This is a genomic window from Arthrobacter sp. K4-10C, assembly GCF_059090085.1.
The window spans coordinates 192,629-210,089 of the sequence record NZ_JBNHFI010000002.1; the positions used below are offsets into that span (position 1 = coordinate 192,629).

Here is a 17,461-nt window from a genome sequence, read left to right on the forward strand (position 1 = left end):
GGAGGGCTCCCCATCGCGGGTGAACAAACCCTTGGGTAGGCTTGCGCGGGGAACGGAGAGCCCAATACCGGGTTTTCCCATGTGCTGGCCTGGGGCCACCGTGAAAATTCGAGGGAAATAACGCTGTGACAAGTCTGCTGGGGAAACTTGTGCTCAAACGGCGCCACAAAAAGATTGTCTCGGGGACGGCGTTCAGTGCCGCCGTGGCTGTCGTGGTGACTGGCGCCGTGCTGTATCCGGGGTTTAAGACCGCTGAGGTGGAGTTGAATGACGGCGGCGTGTGGGTGGTGTCGAAGTCCAAGAACGCGGTGGGGCGGTTGAATTATCCGTCGCGGGTCCTGGACGGTGCGGTGACGCCTGCTTCGACGACGTTTGACATTCTTCAGGATGCCGGGGATGTGTTTGTTGATGATGATTCGGGTTCGACGTTGAATCAGGTGTCGCCGGCGAATATGCGTTTGGGTGGGGACAAGCAGTTGCCGGGGGCGGCGGATGTGAGTTTCGGGTCCGAGGTGATTTCGGTGACGGATGCGGCGTCGGGCAAGGTGTGGGCGGTGTCGCCGTCCACGGTGAATGGTTTTGATGAGGAAGCCTCGGAGCCGGTGTTGGTGGGTTCGGAAGGCACTGTTTCCGCCGTGGGGGAGGATGACCGGATTTATTCGGCGGATCCGGAGTTGGGCGTGGTCACCGTTACCGGCGTGGACGCCAATGGTGCTGTGGTGTCTTCGGAGTCTGAAACCTGGGGTGGGTTGAAGGGTTCGGGGGACCTGCAGATCAGCGTGGTGGGGGACAAGCCCGTGCTCCTGGATGCGGCGGCGGGGAGGTTGTTTCTGCCGGGTGGGAAGCGGCTGCAGTTGGAGAACGCGCGGGATGCGAAGTTGCAGCAGGGCGGCCCGGCCAGCGATTTTGTTGCCATCTCCACGCAGAAGGCGTTGTTGAAGCAGCCGTTGGATGGCGGTACGGCCAAGACGGTGACGTTCGATGGTGAGGGTGTCCCTGCTGCCCCGGTGCAGTTGGGCGGGTGTGTGCATGCGGCGTGGTCGGGGGCGAACAAGTATGTCCGTGATTGTGTCAACGATGGTGATGATAAGAACGTGGACGTGCCCAAGGCGAGTGCGTCGCCGTCGTATGTGTTCCGGGTGAACCGGGATCTGGTGGTCCTGAACGATGTGAACTCGGGCAATGTGTGGCTGGTCAACCAGAACATGCAGCTGGTCAACAACTGGGACGACGTCATTCCGCCGAAGAACGAATCCGATGAGCAGGACCAGGAATCGGCGGACAACAACACCATCAACGTCCTGCCCGACCGCACCAAACCCAACCGGCCGCCGGAAACCAAACCCGACGCCGTCGGCGTCCGCCCGGGACGCACCACCATCCTCAGCGTCCTGGACAACGATTCCGACCCCGACGGCGACGTGCTCACCGCAGCGGTGACCGACTCCGGCCCGCAGGCCGGCACCCTCGAAAACATCTACGGCGGTACCGCCTTCCAGATTTCCGTGCCCGCCGACGCAAAGACTGGCACGGAGACGTTCAATTACAACGCCTCTGACGGACGCGGCCTTTCCGCAGGCGGCCAGGTTACCCTGAGCGTGGTGGGCCCCGACGAGAACAAGCCGCCGCAGTTCAAGCGCGGTGACGACACCACGATGCTCGTGGAGCAGGGCAAGACGGTCAGCCAGAACATCCTTACGGACTGGATCGACCCCGACGGCGACGACCTGGTCCTCCTGGACGCCAGGGCGGACAACGACCAGGACCAGGTGAAGGTCCGCCGCGACGGCCTGCTGACCTTCCAGGACTCCGGCGCCACGGCCGGCAAGAAGACCGTCGAGGTCACCATCTGGGACGGCCGCGCGACGGTGACGGGCAAGGTCACTGTCAACGTCCAGCCGCCCGGAGCCCTGGCCCCGGTGGTCAACGCCGACCACGTCACGGCAGTGGTGGGCCAGGACCTGGTGATTGCGCCGCTGAAGAACGACGTCGATCCCAACGGCGGAGCCCTCCGGCTCGCCCAGGTCGAAGCCAACGGACCGGCAGAACTGGGACCCGTCACCGACGGCGGAACATTCACCTTCCGCAGTACCACCCCGGGGCCCGTCTACCTGACCTATATCGCCAGCAACGGCCCGCAGAGCAGCCAGGGACTGATCCGCGTTGACGTCGAGTCCGGAAACGAGGCCGGCAACCCGGTGGCCGTCCACGACGTCGCGCTGATGCCCACCGGCGGCAGCGTCCTGCTGGACCCGCTCGCCAACGACTCCGACCCCTCCGGCGGAGTCCTGGTCCTGCAGTCGGTCAAGCTCCCGGAAAATTCCACGGCTTCTGTCAGCGTGATCAACCACAGTGTCCTGCGCATCACGGACATCCGTGGGACCAAGGATCCCATCCTTTTCGAGTACACGATGTCCAATGGCAAGAAATCAGCGACGGGCAGCGTTTCTGTGGTCCCCGTGCCCGCTCCCGCTGTAGTCGAAGCGCCCCAGCCCAAGCCGGACGAAGTGAATGTCCGCGTCAACGACGTGGTGACTATCCCGGTGCTGGAGAACGACACCCACCCGCAAGGCCAGGAACTCACCGTTGACCCCGTCCTGCCGCAGGGCGTGGACCCCGCGGACGGCAAGAGCTTCGTGTCCGAGAACACGCTGCGCTTCATCGCAGGCAGCCAGCCCAAGACAGTGCGGGCCATCTACAACGCGGTGGACCCGCAGGGCCAGAAGAGCGCCGCCGCCGTGACCATCCACATCCTTCCGCTGGAAGGCGCCGAAAACTCGCGGCCCCAGCCGCGCAACCTCACGGCCCGCGTGGTGGCCGGCGGCACGGTCCGGATCCCCGTCCCCCTGGACGGCATCGATCCCGACGGCGACTCCGTCCAGCTCACCGGAATCGACAGCACGCCTGCCATGGGTACGGCGGCCGTGGGCAGCAATTTCATCGACTTCACCGCGGCCGGGGACGGCGCCGGAACCGACACCTTCCGCTACAAGGTGCTGGACCGCCAGGGCGCCGTCAACACGGGAACGGTAACCGTGGGCATCGCACCCCGTGGCGAGGTCAACCAGAAACCCACCCCCGTGGACGATGAGGTCCGGGTCCGCCCGGGCCGGCAGATCGCCGTCGACGCCACCGGCAATGACACCGATCCCGACGGCGACCTCATCCGCATCCTCGCCGACGGCATCGAGGCAGATCCCGCCCTGCAGGCCACCGTCAGCAAGACCAGCGGGCGCATCATCCTGCTTGCCCCCGGCGAGGCCGGAACCGTCAACGTCCGCTACACCATCGCCGACGACAGGGACGCAACCGGCCAGGCCGCCATCCGCCTGGTGGTGGACAACGAAGTGCCGCTCAAGGCACCCATCGCCCGCGACGACCGGGTGACGTCCGCGCAGACCCTGGGCAAGACCGCCGTCGACGTGCCGGTCCTGAAGAATGACGAGGACCCCGACGGCGTGGGGGAGAACCTGTTGATCACCACCGAGGCTCCCACTGCCCGGCCCGGCGCCGAGGGCAACATGATCGTGGACCTCACTGACCAGCCGCAGCTCATCCCGTACACCGTCGAGGACGTGGACGGACAGCAGTCGACGGCGGTCATCTGGGTTCCGGGGCTGGGGCAGCAGGTGCCCACGCTGGCAAAGGACGAGGTGGTGGAAGTCGTAGCCGGCCAGTCCATCGACGTGGACCTGGACGAATGGGTGAAGGTCCGGGAGGGCCGCTCGCCGCGGCTGACCCAGGCGGACCGCATCAAGCTGATCGGCTCAAACGGCAGCGATCCCGTCACCAGCGATGGCACGGCCCTGAAATACACCGCCGGCACGGACTACGTGGGCCCTGGCTCGCTGACCTTCGAAGTGACGGATGGAACCGGACCGGACGATCCGGCAGGTTTGAAGTCCACGCTCAGCATCCGCACCCGGGTGCTGCCCGATCCCAACAGGAACAACCCGCCTGAGCTCCTTGGCGCCACCGTGGACGTGCCCAAGGGCGACTCCGCCACCACCGACCTGGGCAAGCTGACCTCGGACCCGGACCGGGACGACGTCGAGAAGATGAAGTACGAGCTGGTGGGCGGATCGCCGGCAGGTTTCAACGCCAGCGTCGACGGCAAGACCCTGAAGGTTTCCGCGACGGACGCCACCGGCACCGGAACCACGGGAGCCCTTCAGGTCAAGGCCAGGGACTCCCGCGGACTCGAAGCCACCGCAACCTACCAGCTGGCTGTCACGGCGTCCAACCGGCCCAAGCCGGTGGCAAACGACGACCTCGAACCCAACGCCGCCGCCGGCAAGCCGGTCACCGTCAACGTGCTGGCCAATGACGCCAACCCGTTCCCGGAGGCCCCGCTGAAGATCATCGCCGCCGGATCGGAAACGGGCAGCGGCAACGTGGAGGTCAACGGCGAATCCGTGGTGGTGACCCCCGCCCCTGGCTTCACCGGAACAATGGTGGTTTCCTACACGGTGGCAGACAAGACCGGCGACGCCTCACGGCAGGCAACTGCCCGCATCCGCCTCACAGTCAAGGACAAGCCGCAGGCCCCCGCGACGCCGCAGGCACAAAGTGTGGGTGACCGGACTGCACTGCTGGCATGGACGGCCCCGGCGGACCGTGGCTCGGCCATCACCAAATACACGGTGTACGGCGAGGGCGGGTTCCAGCAGGACTGCCCGGCCAACACGTGCACGCTCAACGGGCTGGTCAACAACACCAAGTACCACTTCCAGGTCACGGCCACGAACGAGTTCGGTGAGTCCGACAGGTCCCCGGCCTCCGCGGAGGTCCGCCCGGACGTTAAGCCCGATACCCCGCTCGCGCCGCAGCTGAAGTTCGGCGACAAGGAGCTGTCCATCAACTGGACGGCGCCCGCCAGCAAGGGGTCGCCCGTGAAGACCTACGACCTGGAGATCTCACCGCCGCCCGCCGGCCAGAACGCCCAGGTCCAGAACCTGACCGCCGTGAGCTACGTCTGGAAGGGCCTGCAGAACGGTGTTTCCTACAAGGTCCGGGTCCTGGCCCGCAACGACGCCAAGGAACCATCAGAATGGAGCCCCTATTCGGCGGCAGAAGTTCCCGCAGGCGCGCCCGCCACCCCGGCGGCGCCCACGGCCGTACAGGTCCAGCCGGTGGGCAGCCAAAGCCAGATGAGGGTTTCCTGGACGGCGCCCAGCAACAACGGCGACGCCATCTCGGCCTATACCCTGACGACGCTCCGCGGCGGCGCGGTGGTGTCCAGCCAGCAGGTGACGGGCACCACCCAGAACGTTACGGTGGACAACTCGGAGACCAACTACACCTTCACGGTCTCGGCCACCAACAAGGCGGGAACCAGTGCGGCAAGTGCCCAATCGGCGGCAGTCCGGGCAGCCGGAAAACCAGGCCAGGTCAATAGTGGCACCGTCAGGGACACCGGAACCAGCGGCCAGCTCGAGGTGACGTTCACGCCCCTGACCGAAGCGCAGCGCAACGGGTCCACCGCCGCTGAAATCGCCTACTCCTACAACGCCGACGGCAAGAGCGGTGCCATTGCGGCAGGGGGCGGCACCATCGGCGGCATGACCAATGGCAGGGACATCACGGTCACCATCATCGCCACGTCAACGAAGAACAACACCGCCGGCGACGCCAAGGCCATCGGGACCGGCAACCCCTACGGGCCGGCGAACGCACCCAGCATCGACGGCCGCACGTCCGCCAAGGGTGACGGTGATGTCCACTGGACCTGGAACGACCCCAGCACCAACGGACGGCCGCTCAGCCATTACGAGGTGAGCTACGAAGGTGGCGGCTGGATCAACGTGGGCAAGGCCAACCGCTACGACAGACCCGCTGGCGGCTGGGACCAAGCGCGCCAGCTTCGCGTGCGTGCCGTGACGGCGGTGAACGGTGCCATCGGCGGACCTGTAACGTCCAGGTCCGGTGCAGACCCCACTCCGCCCCCGCCGACGTCGTGGAACATCACGGCCAGCCCTGTCCGCAGTTGCACCGAACCCCGTAAAGGAACGGACAGCTTTGTTGCCGGCAACCCATCACAGTGCAACGGCGAAGGCAAGTGGCTCGATGCCGGTGCCGCCGCGCAAACGGATCGCTACCAGGTCTGGTACAAGACATCGAACAACCCCAGTGGCATCTGGTACCACCTGACTTCGGGCATGGCGGCCGGAAACTGGATCCGCTGCGACACCACGAACATCGGGTGCAACCCGCCGCCTGGCATGCCAAACCGCTAGGCCCGTACCACCAACTTAACAGCGGGGGCCGGGTGCACCGGTCCCCGCCAGGACTTTGAATTCAGGAAGAGGAAGAGCCACCCATGACCATGACCACCGAGCAGGCCGCCTGGTTTGCCGACACGTTCGAAAAGCTCGTAGCCAATGTGGGACAGGCCGTCCTGGGCAAGGAACACGTCATCAGGCTGACCTTCACGGCGATGCTCGCCGAGGGACACGTCCTGTTCGAAGACGCACCAGGCACGGGCAAGACCTCCCTGGCCCGCGCCCTTGCCGCAACGGTGCAGGGCTCGAACAACCGCATCCAGTTCACCCCGGACCTGCTGCCCTCCGACGTCACCGGCGTGACCATCTACGACCAGAAGACGCAGAAATTCGAGTTCCACAAGGGCCCGATCTTCAACAACATCGTCCTCGCCGACGAAATCAACCGTGCCTCGCCCAAGACCCAGTCAGCCCTCCTCGAGGTCATGGAGGAATCCCGGGTCACCGTGGATGGCATCACCTACGAGGCCGGCCGGCCGTTCATGGTGATGGCCACGCAGAACCCCATCGAGCAGGCCGGTACCTACCGCCTGCCCGAAGCCCAGCTGGACCGGTTCCTGGTCAAAACCTCCATCGGCTACCCGGACCACGCCTCCACCGTGCGCCTCCTGGGCGGATCCAACCTCAAGGACCGTTCAAAGGAACTCTCGGCCGTGATCACCACGCAGGCAGTGGCTGACATGGCCGACCTTGCCGCCACCACCCACGTGGACACCGCCGTCCTGGAATACATTTCCCGCCTCTGCGAAGAGACCCGCAACGCACCTGAAACCCGGCTGGGCGTCTCGGTCCGCGGGGCGCTGGCCATGGTGCGGGCCGCCAAGGTCTGGGCCGCCTCGCAGGGCAGGAACTTTGTCCTTCCGGACGACATCAAGGAACTGGCCTCCGTGGTGTGGACACACCGCTTCGTCATGGATCCCGAAGCCGAGTTCTCCGGGGCCACAGCCGAGGCAGTGCTCACCCGGATCCTCGCGGACGTCGCCGCGCCGCAGCAGCGCACCAGCGCCTGACCGCCGGCAGGACGCCCGGCACCACCATCCACCAGCGCAACACAACGAAGGCACAAATATGTCCAGCGGCACCCCGTTGATCCGGCTCGCGGAGCGTCTGAAGCAACCCTTCGCCAGGAACGGCCGCCCCACCCGCCTCCACCCGTCAGCAGTCTGGGCCGAGGCGAGCAGCACGGCGGCCCTGGCCCTGGCTCCGGCCTGGCGGACGGTACGCGGCGCCTGGCTGAAATACGCCTGGCCGGTCCTCTCCGTGGTCAGCATCCTGGGCTGGTCCGTGCTCGCGGCCGCCATCCTGCTCTGGGCAACTGGGCAGGCTTTCGGCTGGCAGGAAGCGAAGGCCGCAGCCATCGCAGCTTTCGTGATGTTCCTGGTCGCAGTCGGCTTCATCCTGGGCCGCTCGTCCTACGGCGTGGTGCTGGACCTCGCCCGCACCCGGGTGGCGGTGGGGGACAGTGCCGTGGGCAGCATCGCCGTGTCCAACACATCTGCCCGCCCCCTGCTGCCTGCCGCGCTGGAACTGCCGGTGGGCAATGCGACCGCCGTCTTCCACCTGCCCCGGATGAAGCCCGGCCAGGTCCATGAGGACCTGTTCACCATCCCCACGGCCCGCCGGGCCGTCATCGTCGTCGGCCCCGTGCGGTCGGTCCGGGCAGACCCGCTGCACCTGCTGCGCCGGCAGGTCCTGTGGACCGAACCGGAGGACCTTTTTGTCCATCCCCGCACGATGGCGCTGGCCGGCTCGGCGGCCGGCTTCATCCGCGACCTGGAGGGCATGCCCACCACTGACCTGTCGAGCGCCGACGTGTCCTTTCACGCCCTGCGTGACTACGTGCCGGGGGATGACCGGCGGCACATCCACTGGAAGACCACGGCCCGCACCAACAAACTCATGGTCCGCCAGTTCGAGGAGACCCGCCGGGCCCACCTGGCCATCTCCCTGTCCATCAACACCGACGAATACGCGTCGGAGACCGAATTCGAGATGGCGATTTCCGCGGCGGCCTCCATCGGCCGCCAGGCCATCCGTGAACAGCGGGAACTGGACATCATCACCCAGAAAGGCCCCATGCGCTGCGAAACGGGCCGCAACATGCTGGACGACATGACCCGGATCGTCGGCGCACCCATGCGCCGCACCGCCGTCGACCTCGCCAGGACCCTCGCCGACACCGTCCCGAACGCCTCCGTGACGTTCTTCGTGGTGGGGAGCAACGTGACGGCCACGCAACTCCGCTCCGCCGCCGTGTCCGTCCCACCCGGAGTTCGAAGCCTCGCCGTCCGGATCGAAGCCGGCGCCGCTCCCACCAGGGCCAACATCGCCGACCTGACAGTGCTGACGCTTGGCGACCTGGCCGACCTTGCCATCGTGCTCAGAAAGGCGGCAGCATGAGCTCCGCACCGGGCCAGGGGCCCCGCAGGGCATCCCGCCGGGCGGCCACCACGGACCAGCAGGAGTCGGCCTTCGCCGACGGCCAGCCCCGCTGGCATTTCGTGCTCGATGCCGGCGCCCTCACGGTCCTGCTGGGGCTGGGCCTGCTCGGGTTCGGACTGAGCTTCGGCGGCGACCCCTACTACCTGTTGTCCGGCTTCGGCGGGATTGTCCTGGGCCTGGCCATCGGGGTCGCCAACGCACACTTGCGGCTCGGCCTGCTGATCACAACGGCACTTGCCCTGGGCGCGTACCTGGTGTCCGGCACACTCCTGGCTGTCCCCGATTCAGCCATCGCCGGCTTCATCCCCACCCTGGACTCGCTGCGGATCCTGCTGCTTGGGATCGTCTTTGCCTGGAAGGACATGCTCACCGTCGGCGTTCCGGTGGGAACGGCCGGCGGCGTGCTCATTGTTCCCTTCCTCAGCTCGCTGGTCACCGCCCTGGTTGCGGCGGTCCTGACCTGGCGCGTGCGGAGCCCCTATTTGCCGCTCCTTCCCGTCCTGGTCCTGTTCGTCACGGGTATCGCCTTCAGCACCAACGCCGCGTTCCTCACCCTCGAGCGCGGCATCGGCCTCACGGTCCTGGGCATTGCGTGGGCCACCTTCCGCCGGGACGCCCTCCGCCGGAACAGCACCCGGAAGGTTGCGGTGAACAGCCCGCAAACCGATTCCTCCACTGCCCGGCGCGCCAGGATCCGCCGGCTGGGGATGGCCGCGGGCGTCATCGCCGTCAGCGTGGCCGTCACCGCGCTGTCCGCGCCGCTGGTAACCGCCGGCAACGAGCGGAAAGTGCTCCGGAACGTCGTGGTGCCGCCCTTCGATCCCAAGGATTACATCACCCCGCTGGCCAGCTTCCGCACCTACGTCAAGGATAAGAAGGACGACACCCTTTTCGTGGTCAAGGGGCTCCCGCGCGACGGGCGCGTGCGGCTGGGTGCGCTGGACGCCTTCAACGGCACGAACTACAACATGGACCCCAACGGGTCCGGCAACTTCAGCAAGGTGGGCGACACGACGTCCATCAACACCCTTGCCGACACGTCCGGCACCGTGCCCACCAACGACTACTCAATCAACATCAGCATCGAGGACTACCAGGGCTTCTTTGTTCCCGGCGGGCGCAAGACCACCGGCCTGAGCTTCGACCAGGGCGCCTCAGCAGCGGCGTCCGGCCTGTACTTCAACTCCGGCACGGACACCGCCGTCACCACCAACGGCCTGTCCCGCGGCGACTCGTACAGCGTCCAGGTGTCCGACCCCGTCAAGCTGGAACACGGGCAGCTCACGCAGTACGACTTTGCCAGGATCTCCATGCCCGACGCCCTCGAGGTCCCGCCGGTGGTGGCGTCCCAGGCCAATGACCTGTCCTCCGATGCCCCCACGGCCATCGACCGGGTCCGCCAGATCGAAGCCCACTTCCAGAAGACCGGCGCCTTCAGCAACGGCCTGGTCAGCGAGGGCCAGCTGCCCAGCGTCTCCGGCCACGGTTCCGCCCGGATCCGGAACCTGCTGACCGCCAAGCAGATGCTGGGCGACGACGAGCAGTACGCCGTCGCCATGTCCCTGATGCTCCGCCACCTGGGCATCCCGTCCCGCGTGGTCATGGGCTTCTACCCGGATCCCACCAGCCCCGAAAACGGTGCTGGCGAAGTCAAGATCACCGGCAAGAACGTCCATGCCTGGGTGGAAGTCGCCTTTGAACGCGTGGGCTGGGTCAGCTTCGATCCCACTCCTCCGAAGGACAACGTTCCCATCCCGCCGGACCCGGAAAACAAGTCCAAGCCCAAGCCCCAGGTGCTGCAGCCGCCGCCCCCGCCGCAGGAGCCGGCCGACCTTCCGCCGGACTCCTCGCCAGACGCGCTGGACGCCGACCAGAAGAAGAACAACCCCTGGCTGTTCTGGGGCGCCCTGCTGGGCGCGCTGGGTGTCGCATTGATCCCGCTGTCCATCCTTGCGCTGCCGCTGCTGCTGATTGCTTTGCTGAAATCACGACGGCGGAAGGCACGTTTCCGCGACGGCCACCCCGCGCAGCGGGTGGGCGGAGGCTGGAGCGAGGTGGTGAGCCTGGCCACGGACATGGGCGCCGCCGTCGATACCCGTTCGACGCGCCGCGAAAGCGCAGCGGTCCTGGCCGACGCGTTCCCCGCCAGCAAGGGAACCACCACCATGCTCGCCCGGCGCGCGGACGCCTCGATCTTCGGCGCGGGCCAGCCCACGGAGGAAGAGGTCCAGGAATACTGGACCATCGTGGACGGCTCGCTGAAGGAGATGACTGCCACGGTGGGATTCTGGCGCCGGCAGCAGGCAAGGTTCTCGCCGCGTTCGCTCCTCGCCGACGCCCGCAATGTCCTAAACCTGCGCGGCACACGGCTGGCGCTGCCCGCCCTGCCCTCCATCAAGGTGCCGGGGCGCCGGGGTTCCGGTGCAGAAAGCGGACCACGCCACCCGGCCACGGATGCGCCTCAAACAAGGGCATCTGAAACCGGCTCGCCTTCGACAGATGCTCCTCCGACGCAAGGACCCAGGACGCAGTGACCTTCGACGCAGAGCGTTGCCCGCGCTGCCAGCAACCTGTCCGCACCGGGGCGGCGTTCTGCACGGCCTGCGGTGCACCCCTTCCCAACCGGGCGGCGCGCAGCATTCGCAACCAGGACCACGCACTGGATCCCGGCACCACCGGGCGCACCCGCCCCGGCGGCAGGCAGCCCGCCACGCATGCGCCGGCGATTCCCGGTACTATCCCGGTAGTACAAACGCGCCCGGCCCAGCACGCCGCGGGCATCGCGGATCCGGGCACAGGGCTGGGCAGCGCCAGCGGTTCCACCGCCCAGGTGGGTGCCGCTCCAGGGGGAGGAACGGGAATGGCAACTAACCTTCAGCTTGTTCCGGCCGCGGCGGGCAGGCGGCTCGGCGCTGCGGTCATCGACTGGCTCCCCCCGCTGGCGGTGCTGGTGGTGACGTTCACTATCGGCTTTGCCGGCATCACCCGCACCCGGAGCGGCGGATTCATCATCTACGACACAGCATCGCTGGTGCTGTTCGGCAGCATCGGGCTGGGGCTCACCCTGGTGTACCTGTTCGTGGTCATGGGCGTGGAGGCACGGACCGGCAAAACGCCTGGAAACCTGCTGATGGGCATCCGCAGTGCCGACAATGACGGGTACGCACCCGGCGCGGGAGCGGTCTTCCTGCGCGGCCTGATCACCGGGGCAGGCATCCTGCTGGCGCTGCTTGCAGCCATCCTGGTGGTGGTCTTCCAGTGGTTCGGGGCTGCCCTGTTCATCCTCGGTCCGCTGATGCTTGCGGGCACAGCATGGGCGGTGCTGGTGGTCGTCTCGAACAGCTGGGACAAAAACGGCCGGCTGCGGGGCTGGCATGACGCCGCGGCCAAAACGCTCGCCTTCGATGTGAAGGCAGGCCGGGATCCGATCACCAGCGGAGGTATCCAGGGGCCCTACAGTTTCGCCCCGCTCGACCTGCCGCCCGTGCAGCAGGTGCTCTCCCCGGTTGCCGCTGCCACACCCAGGGTCATCAATGCGCAGGCTCCCGCCGGCCCGGTCCAAAGCCCAGGGCAGGAATCTGTGCAGGCGCCGGCCGGCCTGCATGCACCGGCCAGACTGCAAGCGATGCCCTCCCAGGCGCTGCCTTCGCAGACAATGCCTTCCCAGGCAATGCCCTATACAACGCCGGCGTCGTTCGCTCCGCCCGCAGCCGGGCAGGTGCAGCCGCACGCGGACGACGACGTCGAACGCACCCAGGTGCGCCCGGGTGTTGCCGGTCCCGCGCCGGTTGCGGTCCTTCGGATCCGGCTCGATGACGGCCGCGACTTCCAGCTGGACCGGAGCGTCCTGGTAGGCCGCAATCCCGTGGGGCAGGCGGGTGAACAGCACGCCCAGCTGCTCGCCGTCGATGATCCCGGCCGTTCCATTTCAAAGACGCACCTGCACCTGCTCACCGACGGTGCGGGGATCTGGGTGACGGACCGGAACTCAACCAACGGCAGCGCCGTGACCACCCCGGACGGCCACCGCACGCCGCTCGTGCCGGGGGTCCCCAGCTTTGTTACCCCGGGATCCAGCGTGCACTTTGGAGACCGAACCTTTTACCTAGGACAGGCATGAACCAACAGCCCGCCAGCGAGCCCTCCACCTTGCAACCGGGACAGGGGCTCAACCTGACCATCGGTTACGGAACGGACCGTGGACTGCGCCGGGAGCTGAACGAAGATTCCTACATCGCCTCCGATCCCGTGTTCGCCGTGGCGGACGGGATGGGCGGCCACGAGGCAGGCGAAATCGCCAGCGGAATGTGCGTTCGGGCCCTGGCCGCCATGCCCCAGCTCACCACCGGCGAGCGGACGGCCACGGCCGCGGTGCTCCAGCAGTACCTGGTGCGAGCGGACCTCTCCATCCGCGAAGCCACCGGAGCCCGCGCCGGCACCACCCTCACCGGCGCCGTCATCGTTGAGCAGATGGGCGTGCCGTACTGGCTGGTGATGAACATCGGGGACTCACGGACCTACCGGCTCAGCCAAGGCAGGTTCGAGCAGATCAGCGTTGACCACTCCGAGGTCCAGGAACTCGTGGACGCCGGAGAGATCACACCCCAGCAGGCCACCGTCCATCCGCGCCGCCACGTGGTCACCCGGGCCCTGGGCACCGGGGACGAGACCGAGGCCGACTACTGGCTCCTTCCGGTGGAGGAGGGGGACCGTGTCCTGGTCTGCTCCGACGGGCTCACCTCGGAGCTGGCCGACGAACACATCCTCCGGATCCTCAGCACGGTGGGCCAGCCGCAGGATGCCGTGGATGCCCTCATCCAGGCGGCACTGCGCAACGGTGGAAGGGACAACGTCACGGTTATCGTGGTGGACGCCCGGAACGTTTTGAACGACGCCGGCGCCGCCACCACCGCGCCGCGGCACGACGCTTCGGCGGAGGACGAAGTGACACTTCCGCGTTCCCACGCCGCAGAACCGCGCGCTGACCAAGGTACAGGGCACGACCGGGGCACAGGGCAAGACAAGGGCACAGGGCACGACAAGGGTGCAGGGGAAGACACGGACGAAAACGGGGAGCCCCACGATGGCCGGCACTAGTTACATTCCCGGTTCCTGGCTGGGCGTTGTGCGTTCCGGTACCGCGGTCCTCCTCGGCCCGGACACCCCGCCGGCCCTGGCCGGTGCGGTGTGGAACCTGCTGGGTGACAAGCCTGGAGTCCACGACGTACTCCATGCCGTCACCAGCAGCAGCCCGGGCAGCTCGCTGGCCAGCATCCCGTCGTTCGGGATCCTTGCCTTCGATGGTTCGCTGCGGGTGTTCCTCCGCGGCGGGCTGGACCTCACCGTGGAACAACCGGACGGGCCGGTGGAACTTGACGGGCGTGATGTCACCACCTGGAACGAGCGCCGTTTCGCCCTGCCAGCTCCATGCACCCTGGTTATTCCTGGTGCCGGCTCCGCGGGCCTGCCAGAACTTCCACTGGGTGAGGGGGTCATCCTGCTTCAGTCCCTGACCTTTGGGAGGGAACGGGGGCAGGCGGCAGTCGGCGCCGGCCCCGCCGCTGCGGCGGTAGTGGTGGACTCCGAAGGCAACGCCGGCGTGCGGCACGCCGCGGACAATAACGCCCCGGCCCCGGAACCCGCCGCTGAGCCTGAACCCATCGATTCCGACGTAACCATTTTCCCGGAACAAGGAGTGTCCGGGGAGACGGTTCTGGCGGTGATTGATGAGGATGAAGACCAGCTGCTGGAAGAGCAGCTTGAAGAGCAGCTTGAAGAGCAGGTGGAGGAACAGGGTGCGGCTGCGCTGGCTGGTTCCGATGCCGCGGATTCCCCACTGGCCGGTCCAGTGGTTGGGCCCGGTTTTGTACCTGCCACCGACCTCACCGGTTCCTATGACCACCTGTGGGAGCGCACGGTGATGCGGAACATCGAGGATGCCGCCGTGCGGGAGGAAGAGGAGGAGGACCACGCCGGGCACGCTCCGTCCCGAACCCCCGCCCTGGAACCGGCGGTCCAACATCCCGTCCTCGAAACCGCCGGCCCAAAGGGGCCTGCAACGCCAGCCACGCCCGCCGCCGTCGTGCCCGAAAGCGCCCCGGCCGGCAGCCTCCAACCGGAACCGGACGATCGCCCCGTGCCCGAATACGGGCAGGCAGTGCCGCTGCCGTCTGCGCCGGCGCATCCCGCTCCGGGCACCGTCCTCATCGACTCCGTGCCATGGCGGACCGCGGGAGCAGGCTCCGGTCCGGCACCAGCCTCCCCGTCCCATGCCTCCCAGTCCCATATCCCAGGAGCGCCGGGAGCCGCTGGGACGAGGGCAGCGCCGCCACCGAACGTACCCCACCCGGCACCCGCGACAACGCCGGCCGCACCCGCCGGACTTCCTGCGGAAGCCGGTGCCGGCTGCTTCGACGGCGACCACGACGGCCAGACAGTCATGAGGAGCAGCCTCACCGGTATGGCTACCGGCCCCGCTCCGGCCGCCTCCATGGAGCATGCGGACGGACCCCTCGTGCTGGCCCGGGTCTGCGGCCAGGGCCATCCGAACCCGCCCACCCGCGCCCAGTGTGCGGCCTGCGGTGCACCGCTGCTGCCGGATGCCGTGCAGGTGGCACGTCCCCGGTTGGGCCGGGTCCGCCTGTCCACGGGCGAACTGCTGGACCTCGACCAGTCCCTGGTCATCGGCCGCCAGCCGTCGGTGTCCCGTGTTCAGGGCGGCGTCATGCCGCGCCTGGTCCAGGTGGCAAGCCCGGGCGGTGACATCTCACGGTCGCATGTCGAGGTCCGGCTGGAGGGCTGGCACGTCATGCTCTGCGACCTGAAAGCCACCAACGGCACCGTCCTGGTCCGGGAAGGCCAGCCCCCGCGGCGCCTCGCCCAGAATGAGATGGCAATCCTCCTGGACGGCGACATCGCGGAGCTCGGTGACAACATCTCGCTGCGTTTTGAGGAGATTCCTTGAGTTCCAAACGGCCTGTAGCGCCGCCGCCCCGCATCCCGGGGTTCACGTACATCAGCCTGCTCGGCTCCGGCGGGTTCTCGGACGTCTACCTGTATGAGCAGGACCGGCCCCGCCGGAAGGTTGCCGTCAAGGTGCTGCTCTCGGACCTGAAGACCGAAGGCGCCCGCCGCCGGTTCGAGTCCGAGGCCAACCTGATGGCCCAGCTGTCCTCGCACCCCTACATCGTGACCATCTTCGAGGCGGAGGTGACCGACGACGGCCACTCCTACCTGGCTATGGAGTACTGCTCCCGGCCGAGCCTGGACGTCCGCTACCGGCGGCAGCGGTTCAGCGTGGACGAGGTCCTGGCCGTCGGCATCCAGGTGGCATCCGCCGTCGAGACGGCACACCGCGCAGGCATCGCCCACCGCGACATCAAGCCCGCCAACATCCTCGTGACGGACTATAACCGCCCGGCGCTCACCGACTTCGGCATTTCCGGCACCCTCGCCGGCGACGGCGACGACGATTCGGGCATGTCCATCCCGTGGTCGCCGCCGGAGCAGTTCAGGGACGGCAGCGTGGACGGCGTCATGGTGGACGTCTGGGCCCTGGGGGCAACGCTCTACACGCTCCTTGCCGGCCGGTCGCCGTTCGTGATGCCGGGTGCGGACAACTCGCAGCGGGAGCTGATCAACCGCATCAGCAATACGCCGCTGCCCCGCCTTGGCCGCGCCGACGTTCCCGAATCGCTGGAACTGGCCCTCGCCACGGCCATGGCGAAGTCCCCGCAGTCCCGTTACTCGTCGGCGCACGCGTTCGCCCTTGCCCTGCAGCGGATCCAGGCCGAGCTCAACCTGTCAGTGACGCCCTTCGAGGTGCTTGAGGAACCGCACCAGGAGGACAACCACCCGGACGAAGGCGTGGAGGAGACGCGCGTCCGGAGCATCGCCGCCATCGACCCGGAGCGGACCGGCAGCGCGCCCACCTTCCCGGCACGCACCCGCCCCCGGGACACACCAGCGGGGGCAGCCCTGGACTCCGCCGCAACCTCGGGCCGGCCGCACTTGCCTGCCGCCAGAGTCACCGAACCAGGCAAAGTCACCGAACCAAAGGACGACGGCGGCCGGCAGGAATGGGCACAGGCTACGGTCCTGCGCGGCAATGCTGGAAGCGGCAATGCGGGAACCAGTGCCAGCCCGGGCGGCCCTACCGGCTACGCCGCGGAAGCGGGCTATACCGGTGCCGCAGATGCCACCGTCCATAGGCCGGCGCCGGTGGACGAACGCGCCGCCCTGCCGGCAAAGGACCACGGCAGGCGCAATGTCTGGCTGGCCATCTCCGGCGGCACCCTGCTGGCCCTCGCCGCCGTCGTGGGCCTGGTGGTGGCGAACGCCGCCCCGGAAACTCCCCGGGCGGCCGAAACCTGGCAGGCCAGTAGGCCGCCGGCCGACGCACTGGACAACGGCACTGTGCCGGACGTCGCGGCCCTCACTGGAGTGCTGGACGCGGAGGGCAAGGCGACGTTCACCTGGGAGAATCCGCAGCCCAAGGACGGCGACACCTATAAGTGGCGCGTGTACGCCGTGGGGGAGAGCAGCGAGTACCAGGCCACCACGGGGACGAGCGTCCAGGTGGCGTTGAACCCGGCCGTGCCCACCTGCATCCAGGTGATGATCGTCCGCAGCGACGGAGCTTTCTCGCCGATGGAGGATGACTCCATTGGCTGCATCAACAAATGACCCGGCAGAGCAGGCCGACGAACCCAATCACGCGGGGACTGCCCGGAAGGAGA

General features: G+C 67.6%; 8 protein-coding genes. All 8 read left to right on the plus strand.

Annotated elements, in window-relative coordinates:
* Positions 1-125: 125 nt before the first annotated feature.
* The 8 genes from AC5RUU_RS03575 (at position 126) to AC5RUU_RS03610 (ending at position 17,408) form a co-directional block, all read left to right on the plus strand.
* Positions 126-6,236 carry an Ig-like domain-containing protein gene (locus AC5RUU_RS03575; RefSeq protein ID WP_493973839.1) on the plus strand — a complete coding sequence of 2,037 codons (6,111 nt, stop codon included), beginning with the start codon at positions 126-128 and terminating at the stop codon, positions 6,234-6,236.
* An 83-nt stretch (positions 6,237-6,319) separates the two neighbouring features.
* Entirely contained in the window at positions 6,320-7,291 is a 972-nt protein-coding gene (locus AC5RUU_RS03580; protein ID WP_493973840.1) for an AAA family ATPase, read from the plus strand.
* 58 nt (positions 7,292-7,349) lie between these two features.
* Positions 7,350-8,681: a DUF58 domain-containing protein gene (locus AC5RUU_RS03585; RefSeq protein ID WP_493973841.1), complete on the plus strand. Its 1,332-nt coding sequence runs from the start codon at positions 7,350-7,352 to the stop codon at positions 8,679-8,681.
* Positions 8,678-11,257 carry a transglutaminase-like domain-containing protein gene (locus AC5RUU_RS03590; RefSeq protein WP_493973842.1) on the plus strand — a complete coding sequence of 860 codons (2,580 nt, stop codon included), beginning with the start codon at positions 8,678-8,680 and terminating at the stop codon, positions 11,255-11,257. The genes AC5RUU_RS03585 and AC5RUU_RS03590 overlap by 4 nt, the downstream gene beginning before the upstream one ends.
* On the plus strand, positions 11,254-12,843 hold the full coding sequence (locus tag AC5RUU_RS03595; protein ID WP_493973843.1) for an RDD family protein: 1,590 nt from the start codon (positions 11,254-11,256) through the stop codon (positions 12,841-12,843). The genes AC5RUU_RS03590 and AC5RUU_RS03595 overlap by 4 nt, the downstream gene beginning before the upstream one ends.
* Positions 12,840-13,820, plus strand: coding sequence for a PP2C family protein-serine/threonine phosphatase (locus AC5RUU_RS03600; RefSeq protein ID WP_493973844.1), 981 nt, complete (start codon positions 12,840-12,842; stop codon positions 13,818-13,820). The genes AC5RUU_RS03595 and AC5RUU_RS03600 overlap by 4 nt, the downstream gene beginning before the upstream one ends.
* Positions 13,807-15,687, plus strand: coding sequence for an FHA domain-containing protein (locus tag AC5RUU_RS03605; protein WP_493973845.1), 1,881 nt, complete (start codon positions 13,807-13,809; stop codon positions 15,685-15,687). Before AC5RUU_RS03600 ends, AC5RUU_RS03605 begins: the two co-directional genes overlap by 14 nt.
* Entirely contained in the window at positions 15,684-17,408 is a 1,725-nt protein-coding gene (locus AC5RUU_RS03610) for a serine/threonine-protein kinase (protein WP_493973846.1), read from the plus strand. The genes AC5RUU_RS03605 and AC5RUU_RS03610 overlap by 4 nt, the downstream gene beginning before the upstream one ends.
* Positions 17,409-17,461: the final 53 nt, after the last annotated feature.

Excerpts from the sequence above, each read along its gene's own strand:
- AC5RUU_RS03600 (WP_493973844.1), top strand. The coding sequence starts at position 12,840 with ATGAACCAACAGCCCGCCAGCGAGCCCTCCACCTTGCAACCGGGACAG.
- AC5RUU_RS03605 (WP_493973845.1), top strand. The coding sequence starts at position 13,807 with ATGGCCGGCACTAGTTACATTCCCGGTTCCTGGCTGGGCGTTGTGCGT.
- AC5RUU_RS03590 (WP_493973842.1), top strand. The coding sequence starts at position 8,678 with ATGAGCTCCGCACCGGGCCAGGGGCCCCGCAGGGCATCCCGCCGGGCG.
- AC5RUU_RS03585 (WP_493973841.1), top strand. The coding sequence starts at position 7,350 with ATGTCCAGCGGCACCCCGTTGATCCGGCTCGCGGAGCGTCTGAAGCAA.
- AC5RUU_RS03580 (WP_493973840.1), top strand. The coding sequence starts at position 6,320 with ATGACCATGACCACCGAGCAGGCCGCCTGGTTTGCCGACACGTTCGAA.